The sequence below is a fragment of the Frigoribacterium sp. CF331 genome (assembly GCF_057787905.1).
In genome coordinates this window covers 2,267,451-2,290,692 of sequence record NZ_CM173545.1, presented here as the reverse complement: position 1 = coordinate 2,290,692, position 23,242 = coordinate 2,267,451, and the positions used below count along the sequence as shown (strand labels likewise).

Here is a 23,242-nt window from a genome sequence, read left to right as displayed (position 1 = left end):
GGCCGTCCGGCCGGGTCCGGTCAGAAGGTGGCGAGCGCGCTGACCGTCATCTGCTGCACGGCCGGGTTCGAGCAGGCGTCGAAGCTGGAGCCCGAGGCGCCCACGAAGATCGACTCGAGCGACCCGGGCGGGTAGATGCGGAACCCGTCGGTCGCCTGGGGCGAGCACTCGTCGGCCGGGTAGTTCGCGGCCTGGGCGATCTGCACGATCGTCTGCACCTCACCACCGGGGGCGAGGGTGTGGCTCTCGTGCGGGGTCGACCGGTCGAGCGCCGCCGAGGCGCCGATCTGCGTCCCGTTCCCGTCGCCGACGAACGAGACGCCCGGCCAGCCCTGCAGGGTGCACGAGCGCTGCCCACCGTTCGTCAGGATGATCGCGACGCCGTAGCTGCCGGCTGCGCCCCCGCCCCCGTCGGCGATCTCGGCGGTGAGCTCGTCCACGGTGCACCTCGACGAGGCCGCGCCCGTGGCGCCGTCGCCGAGGTCGCCTCCACCGCCCGACGCACCGTCCGGCCCCGGGGTCGCCGTCGGCGTGGACGTGCTCGACGGCGAGGCCGTGACGGTCACGGTGGGGGTGGTCGCCGCCTCCGTGTCGCCGGGTGACGAACAACCCGAGAGCACGACGGCGGCGGACGCCGCGAGGGCGGCGACGGTGACCAGGGACGAGACGGAACGCTTCATGCCTCCACCGAAGCACCGCCGATGAAAACGTGCACACTCTGCACGAATCCCTCGAGTCGGCCGGGGCGTCGTCCCCCGGTGGCGCGACGAAGGGCCCGGCATCCGTGGATGCCGGGCCCTTCGTGGATCGATGCAGAGGGGTCAGTTCCCGCCCAGGTCGTCCTTGGCCTTCTCGGTCTCGAGACGCTCCTCGCTCATGTGCTGGTCCTTGTGGCCCTGCTTCGTGAGCTCCTCGTCGTCCGTGCGCTTGCCGACGGCCTCTTCGGCCTTGCCGGCTGCCTTCTGGACGAAATCTTTTGCCTTGTCTCCGACGGACATGCCGTACCTCCTGGTTGTGGTCGACCGGAAGGGCCCGGTACCAGGCACACGGTAGGCCGCACGCCTCGACCGGGTCGATGTTCACAGGCTGTTCCGGGTCGCGGCCCCATCCTGTGTGCCCCGCCCGACGGCGACAGGCGCTGCGCGTAGCGTCCACGACATGGACACCACCCCCCAGACCAGCCCCATCATGGACGGCAGCGACGACGCCACGAACGCCGAGCGGCTCGCCGGCCTGCAGCAGCAGGTCGACAGCGACCTGGCGGGCGCGACCGACGACGAGAAGGCGGAGCACCTGCGGGTCCGCATGGCCGAGACGGACGTCCAGGACGAGCCCGACGCCCATCGACCGGACGCCCCCGCCGCCGAGGTCGACCCCGGCCGCTGACCCGGCCGCCGACCTGACGGCCGGCCGGTCGGCCGGTCGGCCCGGGTCGAGACCGATCGATCTCGACCCGGCCGACGGCACCCCCTAGGATCATCGCCAGGGGGGCACCATGGCACGGCACACACCAGGGGCGGACGACGACGACGGTCTGACGCCCGGGCACGAGTTGTTCGCTCCACCTCCGCCGCCGGAGGACTCGACGACGGCCTCCGAGTCGAGCACCGACGCCGACACCGGGCCCCGACTCGTCGCCTGGTCCCACCGCGACGCCCGCACCGACGACGAGGGCCTGTCGGCGGTCGACGGGGCCGACGGGACCGACGGCGACGACGGGGACGACACCGCACGCTCCGGGCGCCGGCGGTTCGCCGTCGTCGGGGCCGTCGTCGCGGGCGCCGCCCTCGTCTCCGTCGTCGTGAGCGCCGTCCTGTTCACGACCGGTTCGTCCCCGTTCGCGGCCGGCTCCCCCACCGACGCACCCCGCCCGACCACGGTCGCCCGGACGTCGACGCCCAGCGCCAGCGCGTCCCCGCCCCCGTCCCCCCTGCCGACCGCCTCGTCGACGCCCTCGCCCCGCGCCGCGACCCCACCGCCGCAGGACGCGTCCGTGCCCGCCCCGTTCGTCACCCCGGTCGCGGCCGGCACCGTGGTCGCCGAGGCCGACGTCGCATCGCCCAAGGGCAGCGTCCACTTCCACTACCGCGTCGTGGCCGTCGGCGACGACACGTACTCGGCCGAACTGACGGACGCCACGTCGAGCCTGCCGGTCCCGGTGACCGCCGCGTTCTTCGAGATCGCCCCCTCGGTGGGCGACGGCATCACCTACGGCGGCGACGGCGTCGTCGGCATCTCCGGCCCGACCTCGACGCCGACCTCGGCGTCGGGCGGCTTCGGGTCCCTCAGCCAGCCCTCGTACCTCTCGACCCTCGTCGTCTACTCGGCCAGCACCTCCTCGGACGTCCCCGTCGAGCTCGCGACCGGCAAGGTCCTCGCGGTCGCGCCCGTCGCCTGGTCGGTGCCCCCGCGCCAGACGAACATCGCCCCGGTCGACTCGGGTGCGACGACCTTCGCCACGGGCACGCTCGAGGCGACGACGGCTCGCGGGGCCCCCAAGCGCTACACCGTGGCGCCCGACGACCTGATCGACGTCGTGGCCCGGCGCTTCGGCATCTCGGTCTCGGCCCTGCTCTACATGAACCAGGGGCTGCAGGTCATCGACGACGAGCAACACCTGTTCGCGGGCACGACGCTCGTGCTCGACCCCGACAGCATCTGACCCGGCGCACCGGCGACCCCGACGCCTAAGGTCGAGGGATGCCCTCGATCGACCCCCGGCGGCTCGTCCGTCACGCCGTCTGGTGGCTCGAGGACTACGCCTACGCCGCCGTCTGGCAGGTGCGGGCCGTGACGAGCCCCCGCGACCCCGAGCGCTACCTGGGCGGTGCCGGTCGACCGGTGCTGGTGATCCCCGGCGTCTGGGAGACCTGGTCGTTCCTCCGACCGATGATCGAACGCCTGCACGCCGAGGGGCACCCCGTCCACGTGCTCGACGACCTGCGGTGGAACAGCCGACCGGTCGAGGCCACGGCCCGGGACGTCGCGGCCTACCTCGCGACGCACGGACTCGGCGACGTCGTCATCGTCGCCCACAGCAAGGGCGGCCTCATCGGCAAGTACGTCATGGCCCTGCTCGACGAGACGCGTCGCGTGCGGTCGATGGTCGCCGTGTGCTCGCCGTTCTCGGGCTCGCGGTACGCCACCTGGCTGGTGCTGCCCGCCCTCCGGGCCTTCTCGCCGCGCGACGCGACGACGATGCTGCTGGGCCGAGACGCGTCGGTCAACGGACGCATCACCTCGGTCTACGGCGAGTTCGACCCGCACATCCCCGAGGGCAGCGAACTGCCCGGCGCCGTGAACGTCCGGCTGCACGCCGGCGGCCACTTCCGCGTGCTGGCCCACCCCCGCACGATCGCCACCGTGCTGGCGGCGGCCGCCGAGCCCGACGAGACGGCCCGACCCGACGACGCCGGCCCCGCCTGACGCCTGCCCCGCCTGACGTCGGCCCCGCCCGACGCCGGCCCCGCCTGACCTCGGCCCCGGCCGCCGCCGCCCCCGACCGACGGCTCGCTGCAGGTCAGGCCGGCGTCAGCAGCTCGTGGGCCAGCACGTCCGCGACGGCCAGCACCTTGTAGCCCTCGCTCTCGAAGAACACCGTCATGCGGTCGTCGTCCGTGCTCATCACCGTGCCCGCGCCCCAGGTCGCGTGCGTGACGCGGGCCCCGTTCGCGAACGCGGGAGGCGCGGTGTCGGTGCGGTCGTCCTGCCCACCCTCGCGCGCCTCCTCGGTGGGCTCGGCCGCCCGGCAGCCGTCGCAGTTGCCGCAGCGCTCGGGCGAGTCCTCGCCGAAGTAGCCGAGCAGGAAGTGCCGGCGGCAACCGGGCGCCTCGGCGAAGGTGCGCATCATCTCGATGCGGGAGTGCTCGACGCGCTCCCGGGTCTCGGCCACCCGACGTGCGGCCTCGGCCGCCGCCTTCGCGTCGAACGAGTCGACGGGCTCGAACCCCTTCGACGACTCGGTCAGCGTCCCCGCCTCGAGCAACAGGTCGATCAGGCGCGAGACCGTCCGGGCCCCGAGCGAGAGCTGGTCGGCGACCTCCGACCGCCGCACCGGCCGGCCCGCCGCCGAGAGCGCCGTGAACACGCCGCGCAGGTCGGCCCGCCCCGGCAGCCCCGAGGCGAAGAACGACCGCAGCGACAGGTCTTCCGGGCGGTAGTGCAGCGTCGCGGAGGCCGGGTCGCCGTCACGCCCCGCACGGCCGATCTCCTGGTAGTACGAGTCGAGCGAGTCGGGCACGTCGGCGTGCACGACGAAGCGCACGTCGGGCTTGTCGATGCCCATGCCGAAGGCGCTCGTCGCCACGACCACGTCGACCTCGCCCGCGTGGAACCGCTCGTGCAGCTCACCGCGTTCGGCGGAGCGCTGGCCGCCGTGGTAGCCGACGACCGTGCGGTCGGGGCACCGCTCGGCGATGGCGCGGGCGTAGTCCTCGGTCGCCCTGCGCCTGGCGACGTAGACGATGCCGGGGGTGGTCAGGGCCGCGACCTGGTCGACGACGGCGCGGGCCTTCTCGTCGTCGTCCTCGTGCCGGACGACCTCGAGCGAGAGGTTCGGCCGGTCGAAGCCGTGGCTCAGCACGAGGGGGTCGTCGAGCCGCAGGCGCTCGACGATCTCGTCGCGCACGGGGCCGGAACCGGTCGCGGTCAGCGCCAGCACCGTGGGCCCGCCGAGGCGTTCGACGACCTCGCCGAGGTGCAGGTAGTCGGGCCGGAAGTCGTGGCCCCACGACGAGACGCAGTGCGCCTCGTCGACGACGAACAGGGCGACGCCGGCGTCGCGCAGGCGCTCGACGGTCTCGTCGCGGGCGAGCTGCTCCGGGGCGAGGAACACGTAGGTGACCTCCCGCTCGGCCAGTCGTCGCCAGCCCTCGTCGTTCTCGGCGTCGGTGTGGCCCGAGTTGATCGCGACGGCGGGCGGGGCGTCGGGTCGTCCGACCAGGCCGGCGACCTGGTCGGCCTGCAGCGCGATGAGCGGCGACACGACGACGGTCGGACCGTCGAGCACCGCGCCCGCGACCTGGTAGATCGCGGACTTGCCGAAGCCGGTGGGCATGACCGCGAGGGTGTCCCGCCCCGCGACCACCGCCTCCAGGGCCTCGAGCTGGGCGGGGTGGAGGTCGTCCCAGCCGAACAGGTCGGCTGCGGCACGGACGACGTCGTCGGTGCCGACCGTGGCGTCGGCGCGGCGGTCGATGTGGTCGGTGGGGTGCGTGGTGGCGCTCATGTGGTCCTCGGTCCTGGTGGGGCAGGTCTCCATCCCAGGCACGCGTCGGGCGACACGCGCGGCGCTGACAGGCGATGCCCGGCCCTCGCGTACCCCGGCCCCGTCGGGCCGCGCATGTTACCCCTCGGCCACCCGACCCACCCGGCCGGGGTCGCCGTCACCGACGCCTCCAGGCGGACGCGACCCCCGCGGCGTAGCGTCCGACCCATGAGCGACGAGAAGCAGACCGAACCCGTCATGGACGGCGCCACCGAGGCGACCGACCACGAGAAGCTGAGCGGCCTGATCGAACAGGTCGAGGCCGACCACGGCGACGAGGGGGCCGCCTCGATGGCGGACCACCTCCGCGACCGCGTGGACGAGACCGCCCAGGCGGACGAGAGCCCCGCCGACGCCGAGGAGTGAGCCGGGCGGCTCCGTCGCGAGGCGGAGCCGCCCGCTGGCGGCCGTGGCCTAGCGTGGGACGATGACCTACGGCCCCGGCTTCGGCTTCTCGTTGATCGACGTCCTCTACCCCGTGCTCGTCCTGGTGGTCGTCGCCCTCGTGATCACGCTGGGGGTGCTGCTGATCCGCACCCTGCTCTGGGTGATCCGGGCCCTGTCGGCGATCACGCGCGAGCGCGAGCTGCGCATCGACCTGCTCCTCGCCGACGACGGGACGGCCGGGCCCACCGGTCCCGCCACGCCGCCCGCGGAGGGCGGCCCCGTCGGCCCCGTCGGCCCCACCGCCTGACGCCCGGGAGGCGCGGGTGCGGTCCGCCTCTTCACCTGGCGCCCCGAGGTCGCTACAGTCGTCTCAGGCCCAGACCCCGCCTCCCCGCCCGGCCCGTCGTCGACCGCACGTCGACGGCCGCCGTGGCACCGGGGGTCCGGCGACCTGAACCCGCCGGGCTCCCGCCCGGGCGGGTCACCCCGCTCGGACCACCTCGTGGTCAGACGCGCTGTTGTCGCGGCACCACGACGCGCTCGAAGACGACCACGCCGGCCGTCGCGATCGGGATCGCGACGAGGGCGCCCAGGATGCCGCCCAGCGCCCCGCCGCCGAACGCCGCCACGATCACGAGGGCGCCGGGCACGGCCACGGCCTTCGACATCACCCGGGGGGTCAGCACGTAGGCCTCGACCTGGGCGTAGACGAGCAGCACGACGCCCACGACGATCGCGGTCACCGGCGAGACCGTGATCGTCGCGGCGATGATGATCGAGTAGGCGACCACCGTGCCGACCACCGGGATGAGGGCTCCCAAGAACGCCAGCGTCGCGAACAGCACGGGCACGGGCCCCCCGGCGATCTCGAGCACGACGAAGACGAAGACGGCGTTGATCGCCGCGAGCGCCACCTGCCCCGCGACGTAGCGGCCGACCGACAGGAAGATCTCGTCCGCGATGCTCATCACGTTCTCGCGGTGGCTCCGCGGCACGGCGCGGCTGAGCGAGCGCAGCATCTGCGGGAGCGTGACGGCGAAGTAGAGCGTCAGGATGGCGACCACGATGACGGCGGTGATGCCGTTGGTGATGCCCCGCCCGACGGCCAGCAGCCCGCCGCCCAGCGCGAGCAGCTGGTCGGGGTCGAGCAGGTACGACGTCACGGCCCCGACGGCGTCGTCGATGTCCAGGTCGAAGCCGATCGTCTCGACCGCCTGTTGCACCCAGGGCTGACGCGAGAGGTCCTGCAGCGCGGCCGGGGCGGTCCGCACCACGTCACCGATCTGCTCGATCAGCCGCGGCACGACCGCGGCGACGATGCCGACGACCACCCCGACGACCAGCACGACCGCGACGACGACGCCGACCCACCGGGGGGCGCCCGCGCGGGCCAGGCGACGGACGACGGGTTCGAAGGCCAGGGCCAGGAAGAACGCGAGGCCGATGTAGACGAGGATCGTCGACAGGGCCATCAGGGCCACGATGATGCCGACGCCCAACCCGCCGCCCAGGGTCGCGATCAGGCCGAACCGGAAGGCGCCGGGGCGCTGCATCGGGCTGGGCGGGGCGTCGGCCCGGGGGGCCGTTCCGGCCGAGCGACGCACGAGACGGGCGCGGGGTGACGAGGGCATCAGCCCATCCTGGCGTGCCGGGCGCGCCGAGGGCCGACCCGTCCGGGAGGCGCGCTGCAGACAGAGGGGTACACGACAGCTGGCAAGGTCGTCAACCCGTCACCGGACCCCCCGGACGGGGCGCACGCTGAGGGAGACGGCATCGCGTCGCCAGAACACCCGAGGAGGCTCCATGTACTTCCACGCACAGACCTGGATCAACGAGATCGCCGACGGCGAGCCCGACCCCGCGGCCGCCAACGCCCTGCAAGAGGGGCTCGGTGGGCAGTTCGGCGAGATGCGCACCATGATGCAGTACCTCTTCCAGGCCATGAACTTCCGCGGCCCGGCCGCCAAGCCCTACCGCGACCTGATCCAGGGCGTCGGCACCGAGGAGATCAGCCACGTCGAACTGATCGGGACGACGATCTCGCGCCTGGTCGACGGCAGTCCCGAGTACAGCGGCAAGCTGACCGACCCGCTCGACACCCCCGGTGCCGGCGGGGCGACGCCTCTGAACGTCGCCCTCGACACCGGCAACATCCACCACTACCTGGTCGGCGCCCAGGGCGCGCTGCCGGTCGACTCGGTCGGCAACCCGTGGAGCGGCAGCTACGTCTACAACTCGGGCAACCTGCCGCTCGACCTGCTCTACAACGTCATGCTCGAGTCGACGGGTCGCCTGCAGAAGTGCCGCATCTACGAGATGACCGACAACCCGGTCGCCCGGGGCACCCTCGCCTACCTGATCGTCCGCGACCAGGCGCACGAGAACGCCTACGCCAAGGCCCTCGAGTCGCTCGGCGTCAACTGGAACAAGCTGCTGCCGATCCCGAAGACGAACGCGGAGAGGTTCCCCGAGGTGAAGAAGCTGCTCGACCTCGGCCTGCAGAGCAAGCAGTACAGCTTCGACCTCGACGGCAAGAGCGAGGCGAGCAAGATCTTCCGCGGCCCCTCGCCCTCGAACGACGGCACCGAGCTGACGGCCACCGAGCAGGCCCCCCAGGGCGTGCCGTCGACCATCAGCCCGGAGCGTCTCGAGGAGTTCTCCCCCGGCCTCGACACCGACCTGCTCGAGCTGATCCAGGCCACCGCCGACCTCGAGCTGCAGGAGATCGAGTCGTACTACGGACCCACCGCGAGCTGAGCCGGTCGGTCACGACGAAGGCCCGCCCCGACGAGAGTCGGGGCGGGCCTTCGTGCGTCCTGTCGACGCGTGCGGGGATCAGGCCCCCTGCACGGCGTCCTTCGACTGCTGTGCACTGTCCTTCACGTCGCCCGCGGCGCTCGTGGCGTCGTCCTTGACGGTCGACGCGGCGTCCTGCGCCGTGCCCTTGACGGAGGCGAACGCGTCCTGTGCGGGCTCCTTCAGGTTCGACGCCACGTCCTGGGCGGCGCCCTTGACCGAGTCGAGCGCGGGGCCCGCCTTGTCCTTGGCGTCCGAGACGAGCTCCTTCTCCTTGTCCGAGGCCGGGATCAACGACGAGACGAGCCACCCGGCACCGAACGCGATCAGGCCCACGGCGAGCGGGTTGCCCTTGGCCTTCCGCACGGCGGCCGACGACGCGTCCGACACGGTGCCCGCGGCGTCGTGCCCGGCACCCGAGGTGCCCGAGGCCGCGTCGTGGGCCGCGCCCATGACGGACTCCTTGACGCCCGAGAAGCGGCTCTTGACCTTCTCGGTCTGGCGGTGGGCGATGCTCGACGGGTTCACCTTGTCGGCGAGTGCGTCGACGTCGTAGCTGAGGCCGGCGCGCGTGCGCTCGATCTCGGCGCGGATCTCTTCGGGCGTCCGGCTGCTGCCGTTCTGGTCGGTGGTGCTCATGCGGTGCCTCCAGGCGTCACGGTCTCGGGGATCTTCTTGAGGGAGTCGACCGTCTTCGGTGCCCCCTTGATGCTCTTCAGTTCCTTCCGCCCGCGCAGGAACAGCACGAGGGCGGCGATCGCGTAGACGACCGCGACGATCAACGACGACCAGCCGAGGCCGACCAGCGCACCGAGGCCCCACATGGCGGCCAACGACACGAACAGCAGGGCGAACAGCGCGGTCAGCCCGGCGCCGCCGAACATCCCCGCGCCCTTGCCGGCCTTCTTCGCCGACTCGGTCAGCTCGGCCTTGGCGAGCTCGACCTCCTGGCGGAAGAGCGTCGAGATGTCGCCGGTCACGCCGGTCAGCAGGTCGCCGAGCGACGTCGAGGCGGCCTTCTCCTCCGGAGAGGGCGGCGTGGACACCGGTTCGCGGAACGGGTCGCTCACGCGCGCGTCCCCGGGGTGACGGGCCACGTGGTGGGCACGCTGGTGTCCGGCGTCGGCGTGCCGAAGCCAGGGACGTCGCCCTCGGTGACGACGTCGTACTCGCCGGCCACGGGGCCGACGTCACCGACGAGACGGTTCGGCGCGGTGACGGACGCGGGAGGCGCGGGTCGGCTCGCCGCGCCTCCTGCGTTCTCGGTCGTGGCGGCGTGCTCGTCCTTCGCGTCGGCGGTCAGCGCCTTGACGACGCGGCCGGCGAGCAGGCCCGAGACCGCGGCGATCGCGATGAAGGTGCCGGGCTTGCGGGCGGCGTACGAGCGCACGTCGTCGAGCAGCGTGCCGGGGTCGCGGCCCTCGAGCCACCCGGCGACGCCGTGGGCGCGGTCGGAGAGGGTGCGGACGAGCTCGCCCGCGACGCCGCCGTCGGCGTCGTCGGCCATCGAGCCGAGCTGCTCGCCGACCTGGCGGAGGCCCGCGGCGGCTTTCTCCTGCTGGGCTCCGGCCTGCTCCTTGAGCTCGCCGGTGGCCTGGCCGAAGAGCTGCTTGGCCTGGCCGGTGGCCTCGGAGGCGACCTTCGACGCCTGCTCCTTGGCCGTCCCGGCCACGTCGGACGCCGCGGTCCTCGCGTCGTCGGCGACGCCGGCGGCCTCGTCCTTCGCGGCCCCGGCCTTCGCCCTCGCGGCATCCGCCGCACCGGAGCCGGTGCCGTCGTCGGCGCTGGCCCGGTCGTGGGCGGGGTGCTCCTCGACGACCGGTGCCGCCGTCGCGCTGAAGTCGTGGGCGGTCGCCCCGGGGTCGGTGGCGTCGGCGTACGCGCCGACCTGCTCGCCCAGGTCGGTCACCGCGTCGTCACGGCGCAGGTGGTCGTGGCCCGAGGCGACGCCGGGCTGCGGCTGCCCCTCGGTGGCGCGGTCGTAGACCGGGGTGGACGGGTCTCCGTCGTGGCGCTTGTCGTCGCTCATGTCGTGCCTCTCGGATCGTCGGCGGCCGTCGGGATGACGGCCGTGATCGGGGTCGGACCTGTCACTCTGTCCCCCTCCCGGGGGACGCAGGCCGTACTTGGTGAGAACACCTCAGGGGGTTGACTTCTGCGACCGGCGGGGTCACGTACGCACGGTCCGCGGGGGCGCGCGGTGGCCCCGCACCGTCCGCCCACACGGTCGACGGACGTCCGATCCGACACGGTCGGCATCCGGAGGCGCGGCGTACGTTCCACGAGGACCCGACGGTGGCCGTCGCGCCACCCGTCCGACCGAGAGATCATCCAGCCCGCGAGCGTCCTCCCCGACCTCCTCCCCCCACGCACGTCATCCGTCGTCCCCCGAAGGACGACGCCCACGTCGACGTGCGCCGGTCGTCCTCTGCGACGACCGGTCGGCACCACCCTGAGCCCGGGCGCCCCGCCCGGTCCTCGACCCGTGAGGAACACCATGATCAGCACCACCCAGCTCGACGCCCTGCTCGCAGGCGGCGGCGACGTCGTCGACCAGGACGGCAAGAAGATCGGCGGCATCGGCCAGGTCTACCTCGACGACCAGGGCGGTCAGCCCGCCTGGGTCACCGTCAAGACCGGCCTGTTCGGCACGGGCGAGTCCTTCGCCCCCCTGGCCGACGCCACCGTCCACGGCGACGACGTCCACGTGCCCGTCACGAAGGCCATGGTCAAGGACGCGCCGCACAGCGACGACTCCGACGGCCACCTCTCGCCCGACCAGGAGGCCGACCTGTTCCGCTACTACCACCTCGACGGTGGTGGGGTCGAGGCGCCCCTTTTCGACCAGGACGCCGACACGAACGCGGTCGACCTCGACGCCGGCACGAGCGGCACCTCGGCGGACTCGGTCACCGGGACCGAGACCGTCGCCGGAGCGGGCCACGACACGTCGGGCCCCGACACGGACGACGCCATGACCCGCTCGGAGGAACGACTGCACGTCGGCACCGAGACCACCGAGGCGGGCCGCGCGCGGCTGCGCAAGTACGTCGTGTCCGAGCAGGTCACCCGGACGGTCCCGGTCAGCCACGACGAGGTGCGCGTCACGCGTGAGCCCATCACCGACGAGAACGTCGGCGACGCCCTCTCGGGCGGCGAACTGACCGAGGAGGAGCACGAGGTCACCCTGACGGCCGACCACGTCGTGACCGACAAGGAGACCGTCCCCGTCGAGCGCGTCCGGCTCGGCACCGAGACCGTCACCGAGCAGCAGCAGGTCACCGAGGACGTCGCCCACGAGGAGATCGAGCTCGACGGCGACGACGCCACGACCGACGGCACCGCCCCGCGCCGATGACCACCGGCACCGTCGGCCCGGTCGACCCGCCGTCGGCCACCGGCCGGTCCGCCCGGGTCGACGGGTCGGCGGTGCCCGCCGAGGCGAGCGTGCTGCTCTCCGCGGAACGCGCGCGCCTCGCGACGGTCGCCGTCCCGGTCGGCCGGGTGCGCCTCCGGAAGGTCGTCGTCTCGCACGAGGAGACGATCACCGTGACCGTCCGCCGGGAGGAGCTGCAGGTCGTCCACGAGGACCTCCCGCCGGGCGGGGCCACGCCGACCCGGGCGACCGCGACGCCTCTCGACCTCGTCCTGCACGAGGAACGCCCCGTCGTCTCCCTCGTCGTCGTCCCCGTCGAACGGGTCCGCGTGACCGTCGACCGGGTCGTCGAGGACGTCGACGTCACCACCACCCTCCGGCACGAGCGCGTCGACGTGTCGCGCGAGCCGGCCACCCGACCACCCGTCTGACCGAACCACCACCCCGAGGAGAACACCATGGCAGGACGCAACACCGTCATCCGCAGCATGCACGACCTCGGCCTCGCCGCCTGGTTCGGCGGTGGCCTCATGGGCGCCGTCGGCCTCAACGGCGCCGCCGCCGGCGCGAAGGACCCCGTCGAACGCCTCACCCTCTCGTCGCTCGGCTGGGCGAAGTGGGCCCCCGTGCAGGTCGCGGCGATCGTCGTCCACGGCATCGGTGGCGTCGGACTGATCGTCTCGAACAAGGGCCGCCTCGCGAGCCAGCAGGAGGGGCGGGTCAACACGGGCGTCAAGCTCGCGGTGACCGTCGCCGCGGCCGGCACCACGCTGTGGTCGGGCCTCGCCGGTGCCCGCATGGCCGAGCACGCCTCGGAGGGGGCCGAGGGCACGACCGAGCCCGGCTCGAGCTCGTCGCAGACCCTGGCGAGCGCGCAGCGCCAGCAGAAGGTGCTGCAGTGGGTGACCCCCGTGCTGACGGGCGTGCTCATCGTGCTCGGTGCCCAGCAAGGCGAACAGCAGCGACCCCTCGCGGGCCTGCTGAACCGTCGCTGACGCCGCCGCACGCGCCCGTCCCGTCCCGTCCCGTCGTCGAGAGGAAACATCATGAGCGACACCAGCACCACACCCCCGACCAGCCCGCCCGCACCGGACGAGGTCGACCCCGACCACGGCACGGGCCCCCAGGGCGAACCCGTCGAGAACCCCTCGGGCTGAGCCCCCGCGGCCCGGGGACACGACATCCCGCCCACGGTTCGACCGTGGGCGGGATGTCGTCCGTCGTGGGGGGCCGGAGCCCGGGCGCCTAGCTCTCGGCGCCGTCCGAGACCTCGCTGTCGTCGCTCTCCTCGGAGTCGTCGACGAGGCCCTGCTTCGACCCGTCGGCGAGGCCTTCGGTGTACTCCTTGTCGTCCTCGGTGATGTCGGTCGAGCCGTCCGGGATTCCGTTGTCGTTGGTCATGCCCGCACGCTACGCCCTGCCGTCGGGGTGGGGCGCGGCGAGCTCGAGGTTGACGTCGTCGGGGTCCTGCAGAGACAGGATCACGAGCCCGAAGGCGGGCAGCGGCGTCACCTCGCCGTGCTCGACGCCGAGCTCGTCCAACCGACGGGCGGCCTCGTGCAGGTCGTCGACCGAGCCGACCGAGAAGCTCAGGTGGTCGAGACCGACGCGGTCGGGGTCGAAGCGGTCCCCGGCCGGGGCGACGGGCCGCAGGCCGAGCGTCTGACCGGCGAAGGTGAACGAGCAACCGCCGTAGGTGCGCTGCGGGTCGTCGTGGATCGTCGGGTCGTCGATCTGGTCGCTGAAGTCGCTGCCGGGAGGCATGCCGAAGAGCCGCTGGTAGAAGGCCTTGCTGCGGTGGATGTCGGTCACGGTGAGGCGGACGTGCGAGAAGCCGCGGGGCGTGACGATGGCGTCGGTCATGGGGCCATCCAACGCCCGACCCTGGCGGTCCCGACCGACTAGAGTCGACGCCGACGGCCCTTCGGGGCCCCCGAGTGGAGGAACCCGTGCACCAGTCTCCGCCGCGTTCGGTGACGCCTGTCCACCGAGGGGTCCTCGGTGGCTGACGCCGCCGCCGTCCGGGCCGCCGCGGCCTCGCTCGCCCGTGCGACCTCACCGGGCAGCGACCTCTGCGCCCCTTTCCGCGACACGTTCGGCGTCACCGGCGCGGCGGTGTCCACCCTGGGCGGCCCCCTCGGCACGGGCACGGTCTGTTCGAGCGACGCCGAGTCGTCGCGCCGGGACGAGATCCAGTTCGACCTGGGCGAAGGGCCGTGCTGGCAGGCCCACGGCACGAACCGGCCCGTGGTCGAGCCCGACCTCGTGACGGCCCCGCCGTCGGCGTGGCCGGCAGCCGCCGTGGCCCTGACCGAGGCCGGTGTCACGAGCGTCGCCGCCTTCCCGCTGTCGTACGGCCGACTCGACCTCGGGGCCGTCGACCTCTACAGCGACGAGCGTCGCGACCTGACCGACGACGAGGTCGACCAGGCGACGACGCTCGCCTGCATCGCGGGCCGCAGCGTCCTCACCCGGGCCCTGGACGCCCTCGAGGCCGGCGACGACAGCCTCTTCCCGACGACCTTCCCCCGCGAGGTGCACCAGGCGTCGGGGATGGTCATGGTCCAGCTCGGCGTGAGCGTCGACGAAGCCCTGCTCGTCATCCGTGGACACGCCTGGTCGAGCGGTCGCGCACTCCGCGAGATCGCCAGCGAGATCGTCCTCCGTCGGCTGGACTTCTCCTGAGGTCCGCCGACGGTCGTCGTCCACACGGCCTAGGCTGACGCCCGTGACCGACCGCGACAGAGAGACCCAGCTCCTGCAGACGTTCGTCACGCTCGCCGACTCGCTCGTGACCGGTTTCGACACCATCGACGTCCTCCAGATGCTGGTCGAACGGACCACGACCCTCTTCGACGCGGCGGACGCCGGCATCATCCTCGTCGGCTCGACCGGCGAGCTCGAGGTGATCGCCTCGACGAACGAGCGCAGCAAACTGGTCGGGCTGTTGCAACTGCGCGCCGGCGAGGGGCCCTGCGTCGAGTCGTACACGACCGGGTCGGTCGTCTCGGTGCCCGACCTCGGCGACATCGACGAGCGCTGGCCGGTCTTCGCCGACCTGGCGCGCGACTCGGGCTACGGTTCGGTCCACGCCATCCCCCTGCGCCTCCGCGACGAGACCCTCGGCTCGCTCAACCTCTTCCGCGACACGACCGGCCTCCTGAACGCCGACGACGCCACGGCCGCCCAGGCCCTCGCCGACGTGGCGACCATCAGCATCCTGCAAGAACGTGCTCTCCGCGAGATCGACTCGACCCGCGACCAGCTGCAACGGGCGCTCGACAGCCGCGTCGTGATCGAGCAGGCCAAGGGCGTCGTGTCGTACACGCAGTCGGTCGACATGGACGAGGCGTTCCAGCGCATCCGCCGGCACGCCCGCGACAACCGGCGCCCGCTCGTCGAGGTGGCGTCCGAGATCGTGGCCCGACGCCTCACCGTCTGAGCGCCTCCGGACGCTCGGGTGCTCGGGCGTTCGCACCCTCGTTCGCCTGGCGTGCCCGATCGGCCCGTTAGGCGTGGTGCGCGCAGGCGCGTACCGTCGGAGTCGGCAGCCCCAGACCCCGGTCGCCCGTCTCCCGCACCTCGCGGGACGACAGACCGGAGCCCCGTGCACCCTCGACCCTCGACCCCCGTGCCCCACGCCTCGCTCGACGGGACGGCCGATTTGCCGCCCGGGTGGCCGTCACTCGACATCGACGACCATCTCGAGGACGACCCCGCACTGTGACCCGCCGCCCCGGCCCCGGGCCGGCCGGTGCCGTCGCGACCCCGTCGCCCGGACCCGGGTCAGGCCGCGGTGCGTGACCGGCGCGAGCGGGCGAGCACGAACGGCAGCTGGGTCTCGTCGACGACCGGCACCCCGTACGACAACGCCTTGCGCACCTTGCCCGAGGTGCAGGCGACGTCGGCCGCCACCACCAGGGACGTCTCGGTCGTGACCGCCGGCCAGACGACGAGTCCCGCCCGTTCGAGCGACCGGACCAGCACGTCGCGACCCTGGCTCAGCGGCCCCGTCAGGGCGACGCGGGCCCCGGGTGCCAGCGGGCCGACGTCGGGCCGCGCGAGGGTCGGTGCCCGGGTCTCGACCGCCGCGCCGAGCGATTCGTCGAGCCCCTCGATGACGTCGAACTCGTCGAACTCGTCGTCGTCGGCCGGTCGTGGTGCCCGTTCGAGCACCGACGGCACGAGGGCGGCGTCGCGGCGGTGCGGGGCGATGCCGAGCATCTCGGCCACCGCGTCGACCTGCCGCCGCTCGTCGTCCGTCAGGACGTCGTGCGCCCACACGGTCGACACGAGCGAGGCGAAATAGCGGTCGTGCAGCACCTCGCGCGTCGGCTCGTCGAGCTCGAGCTCGACGGCGAGCGTGGTCAGGTTGTCGGCTTCGTCCCTCGACAGGTACCCGTCGGACAACGCCTTGTCGAGCATCGCCGCGTACTGGTTCTGCCGGCGGTCGAGGTCGAGCTGCGGCAGCAGCTCGGTGGCCCGTTCGAGGAACCTCGGCTCGGCGGGCGCCGGTCCGACGTCCAGGCCGAAGACGTCCCGGTCGAGGTCGAGGTCCACCGGGCCCGTGAGGTGCGCGCTGCCCGTGGGGCTCACGGGCGGCAGGGCCGTCGGCGTGGCGGGCGGCACGGCGAGCGAAGCGGTCAGCACCGCGCCCGCCCAGGGGGTGGGGGCGAGCTCGGGCGTGCGGGCGACGCGGCGCCGGGACCGCCAGGCCGCGCGGCCGGGGCCGTGGCCTCCGTCGTCGGCACCGCCCGCGCCTCCTGCGAACCGGGGGTGCGGTGTCGTCCGCGGGGTCTCGGCCGTCGGCCACTGCTGCAGGGCGGCGTACCGGCCCCACTCGCACCACCACGACGACTGGGCGCCGCCCATGCGCAGGTACGCCGACAGCAGGCGGGCCGTGGCGGTGGCGTCGGCCAGCGACTCGTGGGCGTCCGTGAGGTCGACGTCGATCGCCGCGCAGCAGTCGGCGAGGGTCCGGCCGGCACCCGGCAGGTAGGTGGGGGCGAGCTTCATCGTGCAGAGGGCACCCGCCCCGTCGGGCCCGAGCGGCGACTCGAGCCCGAGCCGCGCGAACTCGGCGGCGAGGAACTGCGCCTCGAACCGCGCGTTGTGCGCCACCACGACGCGACCGCGCAGGCGGTCGCACAGGTCGTCGACGATGTGCTCGAACCGGGGCGCACCGCGCACGTCCGCGCTGCGCAGGCCGTGCACGTGGATGGGTCCGAGGTCGCGCGACGGGTCGACGACGGTCTCGAAGGTCGCCTCGACCTCGCCGTCGGCGTCCAGGTGCACGATGCCGATCTCGATGACGCGGTGGTGCCGTCCGGGCCAGAGCCCGGTCGTCTCGACGTCGATGACCGCGTAGCCGCCGTGAGCCATGCCACCCCTTTCGTCGGGCCGAGCCTGGCAGGTTGCCCGATGGGCATCCAGCCCGCATCCGGGTGACACCCGTCAGGGGGCGGGGCCGCGGCGGGGTCGCGGTCGCCGCCGCGCACCCGACGGGCGCGGACCCGGGAGGCGCGGACCCGGGAGGCGCGGGTCGCGTCGCCCCGCCCGTCGCGTCGTCCGCCACGATGGAGGCATGACCGACACCCACGCCTCCGTCACCGCCGTCTGCCGCGTCTCCGCCCTCCTGCCCGACTCGGGCACGATCGGCGTCACCGCCATCGACAAGCGTCCCGTGGACGGGCCGGTGCACGTCCGGCCGCTGGGCCTGCGGGCCGACGTGCAGGCCGACCGCAAGCACCACGGCGGGCCCGACCAGGCGGTCTACGCGTTCGCCGACGAGGACGCGGCCCACTTCGCCGACCTCCTCGGCCGCGAGGTCACCCCGGGGCTCTTCGGCGAGAACCTGCGGACCTCGGGCGTCGACGTCACCGGTGCCGTGGTCGGTGAACGGTGGGCCGTCGGCGAGTCCCTCGTGCTCGAGGTGACGAAGCCCCGCATCCCGTGCGCCACGTTCGCCCGGCGGCTCGGCGAGCCGCAGTGGGTCAAGCGGTTCATGGCCGAGGGGCGTCCCGGCGCCTACCTCAAGGTCGTCCGCTCGGGCCCGGTCGAGGCGGGCGACCGCGTCGTCGTGCTGTCGAGGCCCGACGACGGCGTCACGATCGGCGACGTGTTCGCCGGACGCGCGTCCGCCTGAGGCCGCACCCCGGGCGCCGCGCGCGGGCGCGGGCGGCCCTCCCCTACTAGCGTCGGAGGCGACGGGCCGGGACGCGGCCCCCGCCAGAGGAGGCACCCATGTTCGAAGCCGAGAACATCCGCGACTGGATCGGCATGCCGGTCGTCGACCCCGAGGGCGACAAGGTCGGCTCGCTCGAGAGCATCTACTTCGACACCGCCGCCGACCAGCCGGCCTTCGCGACGGTGACGGCCGGGCTGCTCGGTCGCTCGCGCCTGGTCTTCGTCCCCCTGCAGGGCGCCGTCGTCACCCCGAAGCACCTCAAGGTGCAGTTCGAGAAGAAGCTCGTCAAGGACGCCCCGTCGATCGAGACCGACGGCGAACTCGAGGCGTCGCGCGAGCCCGCCGTGTTCGAGCACTACGGCCTCGTCTACCAGACCGGCGCCGGCGGCGAGCGCCGCCTCGGTCGCCGCTGACCCCGACGCCGTCGTCCCCCGAAGGGCCCCGCCACGTCGGCGGGGCCCTTCGGCGTCGTCGGCAGGGCGGTGGGGCACGGGAGGCACGAGGGCCGAGCACGCCGGTGCGCACTCGCGTGCAGAACGTGCAAAAATCAGGAGGCGCCGGTCGGTGACCAGCGCCTCCTGCGTCCCGCACCCGCCCCGCCGTCGCCGTCGTGCGCGTCGGCCCCGTGCCGTCCGGCCTCCCGCCCCCACCGGCGCCTGCCGTCCCCCCTCTCCCCTTCGCCCCGTCTCTCCTCGCCTCGCCTCCCCGGCCCGTGCCGCCGCCCGAAAGGCCACACCATGTCCCACGCCTCCGCCCCGACCGGCGCCGCGTCGCCCGCCACCCCGGCGGGCGGCCCCGGCCAGCCCGCCGGCGTGCCCCGCCACGCCTGGTACGCGCTCGTCGCGTTGCTGCTCGGCATGTTCATCGCCCTGCTCGACACGACCATCGTCAACGTCGCCCTGCCGACGATCCGCACGACCCTCGACGCCTCGGAGTCGACCCTCTCGTGGATCATCTCGGGTTACGCCCTGGCGTTCGGCCTGGCGCTGATCCCCGCCGGTCGCATCGGCGACCGCATCGGCCACAAGTGGGTCTACTTCGTCGGCGTGCTGCTCTTCACGGCGGCGTCGCTCGCCTGCGGCCTCGCCCAGGACGACACCCAGCTCGTGGTCTTCCGCATCGTGCAGGGCCTGGCCGGCGGCATCTTCGTGCCCGCGGTCACGGCCTTCATCCAGCTGCTCTTCCCCGGTCGGTCGCGCGGCAAGGCGTTCGCCATCATGGGCGCCGTCATCGGCGTCTCGTCGGCCCTCGGCCCCATCATCGGCGGCCTGATCATCCAGGCGTTCGGTGACGAGAACGGCTGGCGTCTCGTGTTCTACGTCAACCTGCCGTTCGGCGTCATCACCCTGATCGCCGCGGCCGTCCTGCTGCCGAAGCGTGACGAGTCGGTGCCCCGACCCGATCGAGGGCTCGACTGGATCGGGCTCGTGCTGGTCTCGGGCGCGTTCGTCGCCCTGCTCGTGCCGCTGATCCAGGGGCAGGACGAGGGCTGGCCGCTCTGGACCTACGTGACCATCGCCGCGGGCGTGGTGCTGCTGGCCCTCTTCGGCCTGTGGGAGGTCGCCTACACGAAGCGCGGCAAGACGCCCCTCGTGCCGCCGAAGCTCTTCGCCCACCCGTCGTTCACCGGTGGCGTCGTGCTCGCGCTCGTCTACTTCGCGGCGTTCACCAGCATCTTCTTCACGATCTCGCTGCTCTGGCAGTCGGGGCTCGGCCACAGCGCCCTGGCCTCGGGTGCCGTGGCGATCCCGTTCGCGATCGGCAGCATCATCAGCTCGTCGCAGAGCAACCGCCTCGCCGCCCGACTCGGCCGCGGCGTGCTGATCCTCGGCACCGCGCTCGTCACGGTCGGCCTGACCTGGATGTGGCTCGTGCTCGTGACGGTCGACGCCGCCGACCTGACGAACTGGATGCTGCTCGTGCCGCTGCTGCTGGCCGGCCTCGGCAACGGCTTCTTCATCGCGCCGAACGTGCAGTTCATCGTGGCGACCGTCGACCGGCAGGACGCCGGCTCGGCCAGCGCCGTCATCTCGGCGATCCAGCGCATCGGTTCGGCCGTGGGCATCGCGATCATCGGCAGCGTGCTGTTCGGCACCCTGACGATCTCGGGTCGCACCCCGGCCGACGTCGCCACCGGCTTCACCGACGCCGCCGCCCACGCGATGCTCGTCAGCGCGATCTTCGCCCTGGCGTCGTTCGCGCTGGTGTTCGCGTTGCCGCGCCGCGTGCCGCAGCAGCGCGGGTAGCCCGTTCGGGCGGCGCCAAGGAAGTTGAGGCAAACTGCAACGATGCCCTCAGCCCTGCCGACCACGGAGCCGACCGAGCAGCCCGTCTCGACCACGCGCCGCGACCGGGTCCTGCCGCTCGACGGCCTGCGCACGGTGGCCATCGCCCTCGTCGTGCTGTACCACCTGCACGTGCCCGGCTTCGGCAGCGGCTTCGTGGGCGTCAACGTCTTCTTCGTCCTCTCGGGCTACCTGATCACCACCCTGCTGCTGCGCGAGCACGCGTCGACCGGCCGCATCCGGCTCGGTCGGTTCTGGGTCCGTCGCCTGCTGCGGCTCTACCCGACGCTGCTCGCCGTCGTGGTGGTCGGGGTCGCGGTGTGGTGGCTGATCGGTGACTACCAGGGGTCGACCCTCGGCCCGGTCGGTGCCGCCCTCATTGCCCTGACGTACACCGGCAACCTCGCCCGCGCCTTCTTCGACACCTCGCAGGGCGTCTTCGCGCCGATGTGGAGCCTCTCGATGGAAGAGCAGTTCTACCTCGTCTGGCCGCCCGTCCTCGTGCTGCTGCTCGCCGTCGCCGCGCGCCGGAAGGCCCTCGTCGCCGGCCTGTCGGCCGTGATCGTCGCGTCCGCCGTCGCCACCTGGTTCCTCTACGACCGCCCGTCCGGAGGCGCGACCCCCGACATCTACTTCAGCCCGGTCCTCAACGTGGCACCGTTGCTGATGGGCTGCGTCCTCGCCGTCGTGCTGCGGTCCGAGCGCGTCCGCAGCGCCCTGGCCGGTCGATGGGGAGCCCTCGCCACCTGGCTCGGCGTCGCCGGCGTCGCCGGGTCGCTCGTCCTCATCGGCTCGGGCTGGCAGCAGAGCGTCCTCACCTTCGCCGTGGCCCTGCCCGCCGTCGGGCTGGCCTCGATGCTGCTGATCGGTGGACTCGTCACGGCGCCCTCCCCCGTCGCCTGGGTGCTCTCGCTCGCACCCGTCGCCTGGTTCGGACGCGCGATCTCGTACCCGCTCTACCTCTGGCACGTCGTGTTCATCGCCCTCGTCACGCCGGTCGTCGACGGCACCCTCGGCATCGTCCTCGTGCTCGCGGCCGCCATCGGCACGTCGGTGCTCTCGCACCACTTCGTCGAGAAGCCGGCCCTGAAGCTCAAGGGACGCTTCGAGCCCCGTGAGCCGCGCCGCGCCTCCTCGACGTCTCCGTCGTCGGACCGCGAGCCCGAACTCACCAACGCCTGACCTCCCGGGGCTCCGTGGCCCCGCAGGTCGGCGCCGGCGCGGGGGCCTGCCGAGGCGGGATCGGTCCGGGGTGCCCGTCAGACGGAGCGCGGCCGGGACACCGCGGGCACGCCCACGGCCACCGACCCGGGCGGGACGTCCTTCGTGACGACCGCGTTGGCCCCGACGACGCTGCCGCTGCCCACGGTGACGCCGCCGAGCACGGCGGCCCCGGCGCCGATCATCACCCCGTCACCGATGGTGGGGTGCCGGCGGCCGAGCGCGCCTCCTCGTCCCTTGCCGCCGAGCGTCACGCCGTGGAAGATCGTGCAGTCGTCGCCGACCACCGCGGTCTCGCCGATGACGACGCCCATGCCGTGGTCGATGAACAACCGGGCGCCGAGGCGTGCTCCCGGGTGGATCTCGACGCCGGTCAGCGACCGCACGGCCTGCGAGAGCAGCCGCGCCGCGAACCGCGAGCCGAGGAGGCGCGGCGCCGGCCCCGCACGCCACAGTCGCGAGGTCACGCGGTGCGCCCACACGGCGTGCAGGCCCGAGTAGACCAGGGCGGTCTCGAGGCGCCCCCGGGCCGCCGGGTCGCGCCTCGTGACGGTGTCGAGGTCCTCCCGCAGGCGGGCGACCAGGCGCACCTCAGGCGTCCGCGAGGTCCTGGAAGAGCACCGTCGACAGATAGCGCTCGCCCGTGTCGCAGACGATCGCGACGATGCGCTTGCCGGCGTTCTCGGGCCGCTTCGCGATCTCGAGCGCCGCGTGGACGATGGCACCCGACGAGATGCCCGAGAGGATGCCCTCCTTCGTGGCGAGGTCGCGGGCGACGCGCAGGGCGTCGTCGAGCTGCACGGGGAACACCTCGTCGATCTGCGAACGGTCGAGCACGTCAGGCACGAAGTTCGCCCCGATGCCCTGGATCTTGTGGGGCCCGGCCTTGCCCTCGCTGAGCAGGGGCGAGTCGGCGGGCTCGACGGCCACGACCGTCACGCCGGGGACCTGCTCGTGCAGCACCTGACCGACGCCCGTGATCGTGCCGCCGGTGCCGACGCCCGCGACGAAGAAGTCGATCGCGCCGTCGGTGTCGCGCAGGATCTCGGGCGCGGTCGTCCGGCGGTGGATCTCGGCGTTCGCCTGCGTCTCGAACTGCTGCGCCCAGATCGCGTTCTCGGTCTCGGCCGCGATCTGCTTCGCCCGCTCGACGGCGCCCTTCATTCCCTCGGGGCCGGGGGTCAGCACGATCTCGGCGCCGTAGGCCTTCATGACGGTGCGGCGTTCGACGCTCATCGTCTCGGGCATCGTGACGATCACCCGGTAGCCGCGGGCCGCGCCGACGAGGGCCAGCGAGATGCCGGTGTTGCCGCTCGACCCCTCGACGATCGTGCCGCCGGGCTTCAGGTCGCCCGAGGCCTCGGCCGCGTCGACGATGGCGACGCCCAGCCGGTCCTTGACGCTGGCGCCGGGGTTGTAGAACTCGAGCTTGGCCAGCACCTCGGCCCCGCCCTCGACGGGCAGCGAGTTGAGCTTGACGAGCGGGGTGTTGCCGAAGGCCGAGGTGATGTCGGCGTGGATTCCGGGCATGCGCGGGTCTCTTCCGTGAGCGGGTTCTGTGCGGACGAATCGACCCTCATCCTATGCAGCCACGCTGCGCCGCCCCCCTGTGTGTCGCCCGACGACGCCCGCCCCGCCCGCCGCGCCCGCCCGCCCGCCGTCCGCCCACCCGCCGTCCGGCGTCCGCCGTCCGCCGCCCGCCCGCCGACCCGCCACGAAGTAAA

At 73.3% G+C, this 23,242-nt stretch carries 27 protein-coding genes; 15 read left to right on the top strand and 12 right to left on the bottom strand.

Going from position 1 to position 23,242, the window contains the following annotated elements; genetic code table 11:
* Positions 1-20: 20 nt before the first annotated feature.
* On the bottom strand, positions 21-680 hold the full coding sequence (locus AC3CCI_RS10675; RefSeq protein ID WP_488627165.1) for a DUF4232 domain-containing protein: 660 nt from the start codon (positions 678-680) through the stop codon (positions 21-23).
* A 141-nt stretch (positions 681-821) separates the two neighbouring features.
* Entirely contained in the window at positions 822-998 is a 177-nt protein-coding gene (locus AC3CCI_RS10670) for a CsbD family protein (RefSeq protein ID WP_354594812.1), read from the bottom strand.
* A gap of 160 nt (positions 999-1,158) precedes the next feature.
* Here AC3CCI_RS10670 and AC3CCI_RS10665 point away from each other — a divergent pair, with 160 nt between their 5' ends.
* The 3 genes from AC3CCI_RS10665 to AC3CCI_RS10655 all read left to right on the top strand — a co-directional run bounded on the left by AC3CCI_RS10665 (position 1,159) and on the right by AC3CCI_RS10655 (position 3,426).
* Positions 1,159-1,386 (top strand): hypothetical protein, encoded by a 228-nt coding sequence (locus tag AC3CCI_RS10665; protein ID WP_488627164.1) that lies wholly within the window; start codon positions 1,159-1,161, stop codon positions 1,384-1,386.
* A 109-nt stretch (positions 1,387-1,495) separates the two neighbouring features.
* Complete coding sequence (locus AC3CCI_RS10660; protein ID WP_488627163.1) at positions 1,496-2,662, top strand: LysM peptidoglycan-binding domain-containing protein; 1,167 nt, start codon at positions 1,496-1,498, stop codon at positions 2,660-2,662.
* Between the two features lie 38 nt (positions 2,663-2,700).
* Positions 2,701-3,426, top strand: a complete 726-nt coding sequence (locus AC3CCI_RS10655) for an esterase/lipase family protein (protein ID WP_354594815.1) — start codon at positions 2,701-2,703, stop codon at positions 3,424-3,426.
* 94 nt (positions 3,427-3,520) lie between these two features.
* Here the strand turns inward: AC3CCI_RS10655 and AC3CCI_RS10650 are convergent, their stop codons facing one another.
* Complete coding sequence (locus AC3CCI_RS10650) at positions 3,521-5,227, bottom strand: RecQ family ATP-dependent DNA helicase (RefSeq protein WP_488627162.1); 1,707 nt, start codon at positions 5,225-5,227, stop codon at positions 3,521-3,523.
* A gap of 207 nt (positions 5,228-5,434) precedes the next feature.
* Here AC3CCI_RS10650 and AC3CCI_RS10645 point away from each other — a divergent pair, with 207 nt between their 5' ends.
* The gene (locus tag AC3CCI_RS10645) at positions 5,435-5,632 is read left to right on the top strand and encodes a hypothetical protein (RefSeq protein ID WP_354594817.1); all 198 of its coding nucleotides are present in this window, start codon (positions 5,435-5,437) and stop codon (positions 5,630-5,632) included.
* 61 nt (positions 5,633-5,693) lie between these two features.
* Positions 5,694-5,960: a hypothetical protein gene (locus tag AC3CCI_RS10640; RefSeq protein ID WP_488627161.1), complete on the top strand. Its 267-nt coding sequence runs from the start codon at positions 5,694-5,696 to the stop codon at positions 5,958-5,960.
* 199 nt (positions 5,961-6,159) lie between these two features.
* On the opposite strand, the gene AC3CCI_RS10635 is transcribed toward AC3CCI_RS10640, so the two are convergent.
* On the bottom strand, positions 6,160-7,284 hold the full coding sequence (locus AC3CCI_RS10635; RefSeq protein WP_354594819.1) for an AI-2E family transporter: 1,125 nt from the start codon (positions 7,282-7,284) through the stop codon (positions 6,160-6,162).
* A 172-nt stretch (positions 7,285-7,456) separates the two neighbouring features.
* On the opposite strand from AC3CCI_RS10635, the gene AC3CCI_RS10630 reads away from it, so the two are divergent.
* Entirely contained in the window at positions 7,457-8,410 is a 954-nt protein-coding gene (locus AC3CCI_RS10630) for a manganese catalase family protein (RefSeq protein WP_488627160.1), read from the top strand.
* A gap of 78 nt (positions 8,411-8,488) precedes the next feature.
* On the opposite strand, the gene AC3CCI_RS10625 is transcribed toward AC3CCI_RS10630, so the two are convergent.
* Genes AC3CCI_RS10625 through AC3CCI_RS10615 form a run of 3 tightly spaced genes read right to left on the bottom strand, consistent with a single transcriptional unit; the run spans position 8,489 to position 10,478 of the window.
* On the bottom strand, positions 8,489-9,088 hold the full coding sequence (locus AC3CCI_RS10625; protein WP_354594821.1) for a DUF3618 domain-containing protein: 600 nt from the start codon (positions 9,086-9,088) through the stop codon (positions 8,489-8,491).
* Entirely contained in the window at positions 9,085-9,519 is a 435-nt protein-coding gene (locus AC3CCI_RS10620; RefSeq protein WP_488627159.1) for a phage holin family protein, read from the bottom strand. The genes AC3CCI_RS10625 and AC3CCI_RS10620 overlap by 4 nt, the downstream gene beginning before the upstream one ends.
* On the bottom strand, positions 9,516-10,478 hold the full coding sequence (locus tag AC3CCI_RS10615; protein ID WP_488627158.1) for a hypothetical protein: 963 nt from the start codon (positions 10,476-10,478) through the stop codon (positions 9,516-9,518). The genes AC3CCI_RS10620 and AC3CCI_RS10615 overlap by 4 nt, the downstream gene beginning before the upstream one ends.
* A gap of 468 nt (positions 10,479-10,946) precedes the next feature.
* On the opposite strand from AC3CCI_RS10615, the gene AC3CCI_RS10610 reads away from it, so the two are divergent.
* From AC3CCI_RS10610 to AC3CCI_RS10600, 3 genes are read left to right on the top strand one after another with little or no spacing between them, the layout of a single operon-like run.
* A complete protein-coding gene (locus AC3CCI_RS10610) occupies positions 10,947-11,807 on the top strand; it encodes a DUF2382 domain-containing protein (protein ID WP_488627157.1) in 861 nt (286 codons plus the stop codon).
* Positions 11,804-12,256, top strand: coding sequence for a DUF2382 domain-containing protein (locus tag AC3CCI_RS10605; RefSeq protein ID WP_488627156.1), 453 nt, complete (start codon positions 11,804-11,806; stop codon positions 12,254-12,256). Before AC3CCI_RS10610 ends, AC3CCI_RS10605 begins: the two co-directional genes overlap by 4 nt.
* Before the next feature lie 27 nt (positions 12,257-12,283).
* Positions 12,284-12,820, top strand: a complete 537-nt coding sequence (locus tag AC3CCI_RS10600) for a hypothetical protein (RefSeq protein WP_488627155.1) — start codon at positions 12,284-12,286, stop codon at positions 12,818-12,820.
* A gap of 250 nt (positions 12,821-13,070) precedes the next feature.
* On the opposite strand, the gene AC3CCI_RS10595 is transcribed toward AC3CCI_RS10600, so the two are convergent.
* Together AC3CCI_RS10595 and AC3CCI_RS10590 are read right to left on the bottom strand one after the other, a co-directional pair.
* Positions 13,071-13,226 (bottom strand): hypothetical protein, encoded by a 156-nt coding sequence (locus AC3CCI_RS10595; protein ID WP_354594827.1) that lies wholly within the window; start codon positions 13,224-13,226, stop codon positions 13,071-13,073.
* A 9-nt stretch (positions 13,227-13,235) separates the two neighbouring features.
* Complete coding sequence (locus AC3CCI_RS10590; protein ID WP_354594828.1) at positions 13,236-13,688, bottom strand: VOC family protein; 453 nt, start codon at positions 13,686-13,688, stop codon at positions 13,236-13,238.
* Positions 13,689-13,826: 138 nt separating this feature from the next.
* Between AC3CCI_RS10590 and AC3CCI_RS10585 the strand changes: the two genes are divergently transcribed.
* Both AC3CCI_RS10585 and AC3CCI_RS10580 read left to right on the top strand, forming a co-directional pair.
* Positions 13,827-14,510 (top strand): GAF and ANTAR domain-containing protein, encoded by a 684-nt coding sequence (locus AC3CCI_RS10585; RefSeq protein WP_354594829.1) that lies wholly within the window; start codon positions 13,827-13,829, stop codon positions 14,508-14,510.
* Between the two features lie 43 nt (positions 14,511-14,553).
* Positions 14,554-15,267 (top strand): ANTAR domain-containing protein, encoded by a 714-nt coding sequence (locus tag AC3CCI_RS10580; protein ID WP_354594830.1) that lies wholly within the window; start codon positions 14,554-14,556, stop codon positions 15,265-15,267.
* A 344-nt stretch (positions 15,268-15,611) separates the two neighbouring features.
* Here AC3CCI_RS10580 and AC3CCI_RS10575 read toward each other — a convergent pair whose 3' ends face one another.
* Positions 15,612-17,207, bottom strand: coding sequence for an exonuclease domain-containing protein (locus tag AC3CCI_RS10575; RefSeq protein WP_354594831.1), 1,596 nt, complete (start codon positions 17,205-17,207; stop codon positions 15,612-15,614).
* A 202-nt stretch (positions 17,208-17,409) separates the two neighbouring features.
* Here AC3CCI_RS10575 and AC3CCI_RS10570 point away from each other — a divergent pair, with 202 nt between their 5' ends.
* From AC3CCI_RS10570 to AC3CCI_RS10555, 4 genes are all read left to right on the top strand, one after another.
* Entirely contained in the window at positions 17,410-17,970 is a 561-nt protein-coding gene (locus AC3CCI_RS10570) for an MOSC domain-containing protein (RefSeq protein ID WP_488627154.1), read from the top strand.
* A gap of 98 nt (positions 17,971-18,068) precedes the next feature.
* Positions 18,069-18,425, top strand: a complete 357-nt coding sequence (locus tag AC3CCI_RS10565) for a PRC-barrel domain-containing protein (RefSeq protein WP_056259078.1) — start codon at positions 18,069-18,071, stop codon at positions 18,423-18,425.
* 324 nt (positions 18,426-18,749) lie between these two features.
* Positions 18,750-20,258 carry an MFS transporter gene (locus tag AC3CCI_RS10560; protein ID WP_488627153.1) on the top strand — a complete coding sequence of 503 codons (1,509 nt, stop codon included), beginning with the start codon at positions 18,750-18,752 and terminating at the stop codon, positions 20,256-20,258.
* Positions 20,259-20,300: 42 nt separating this feature from the next.
* Complete coding sequence (locus tag AC3CCI_RS10555) at positions 20,301-21,479, top strand: acyltransferase family protein (RefSeq protein WP_354594834.1); 1,179 nt, start codon at positions 20,301-20,303, stop codon at positions 21,477-21,479.
* Positions 21,480-21,556: 77 nt separating this feature from the next.
* On the opposite strand, the gene epsC is transcribed toward AC3CCI_RS10555, so the two are convergent.
* Together epsC and cysK are read right to left on the bottom strand one after the other, a co-directional pair.
* Positions 21,557-22,108, bottom strand: coding sequence for a serine O-acetyltransferase EpsC (gene epsC, locus AC3CCI_RS10550; RefSeq protein WP_354594835.1), 552 nt, complete (start codon positions 22,106-22,108; stop codon positions 21,557-21,559).
* Position 22,109: 1 nt separating this feature from the next.
* On the bottom strand, positions 22,110-23,048 hold the full coding sequence (gene cysK, locus AC3CCI_RS10545; RefSeq protein WP_488627152.1) for a cysteine synthase A: 939 nt from the start codon (positions 23,046-23,048) through the stop codon (positions 22,110-22,112).
* Positions 23,049-23,242: the final 194 nt, after the last annotated feature.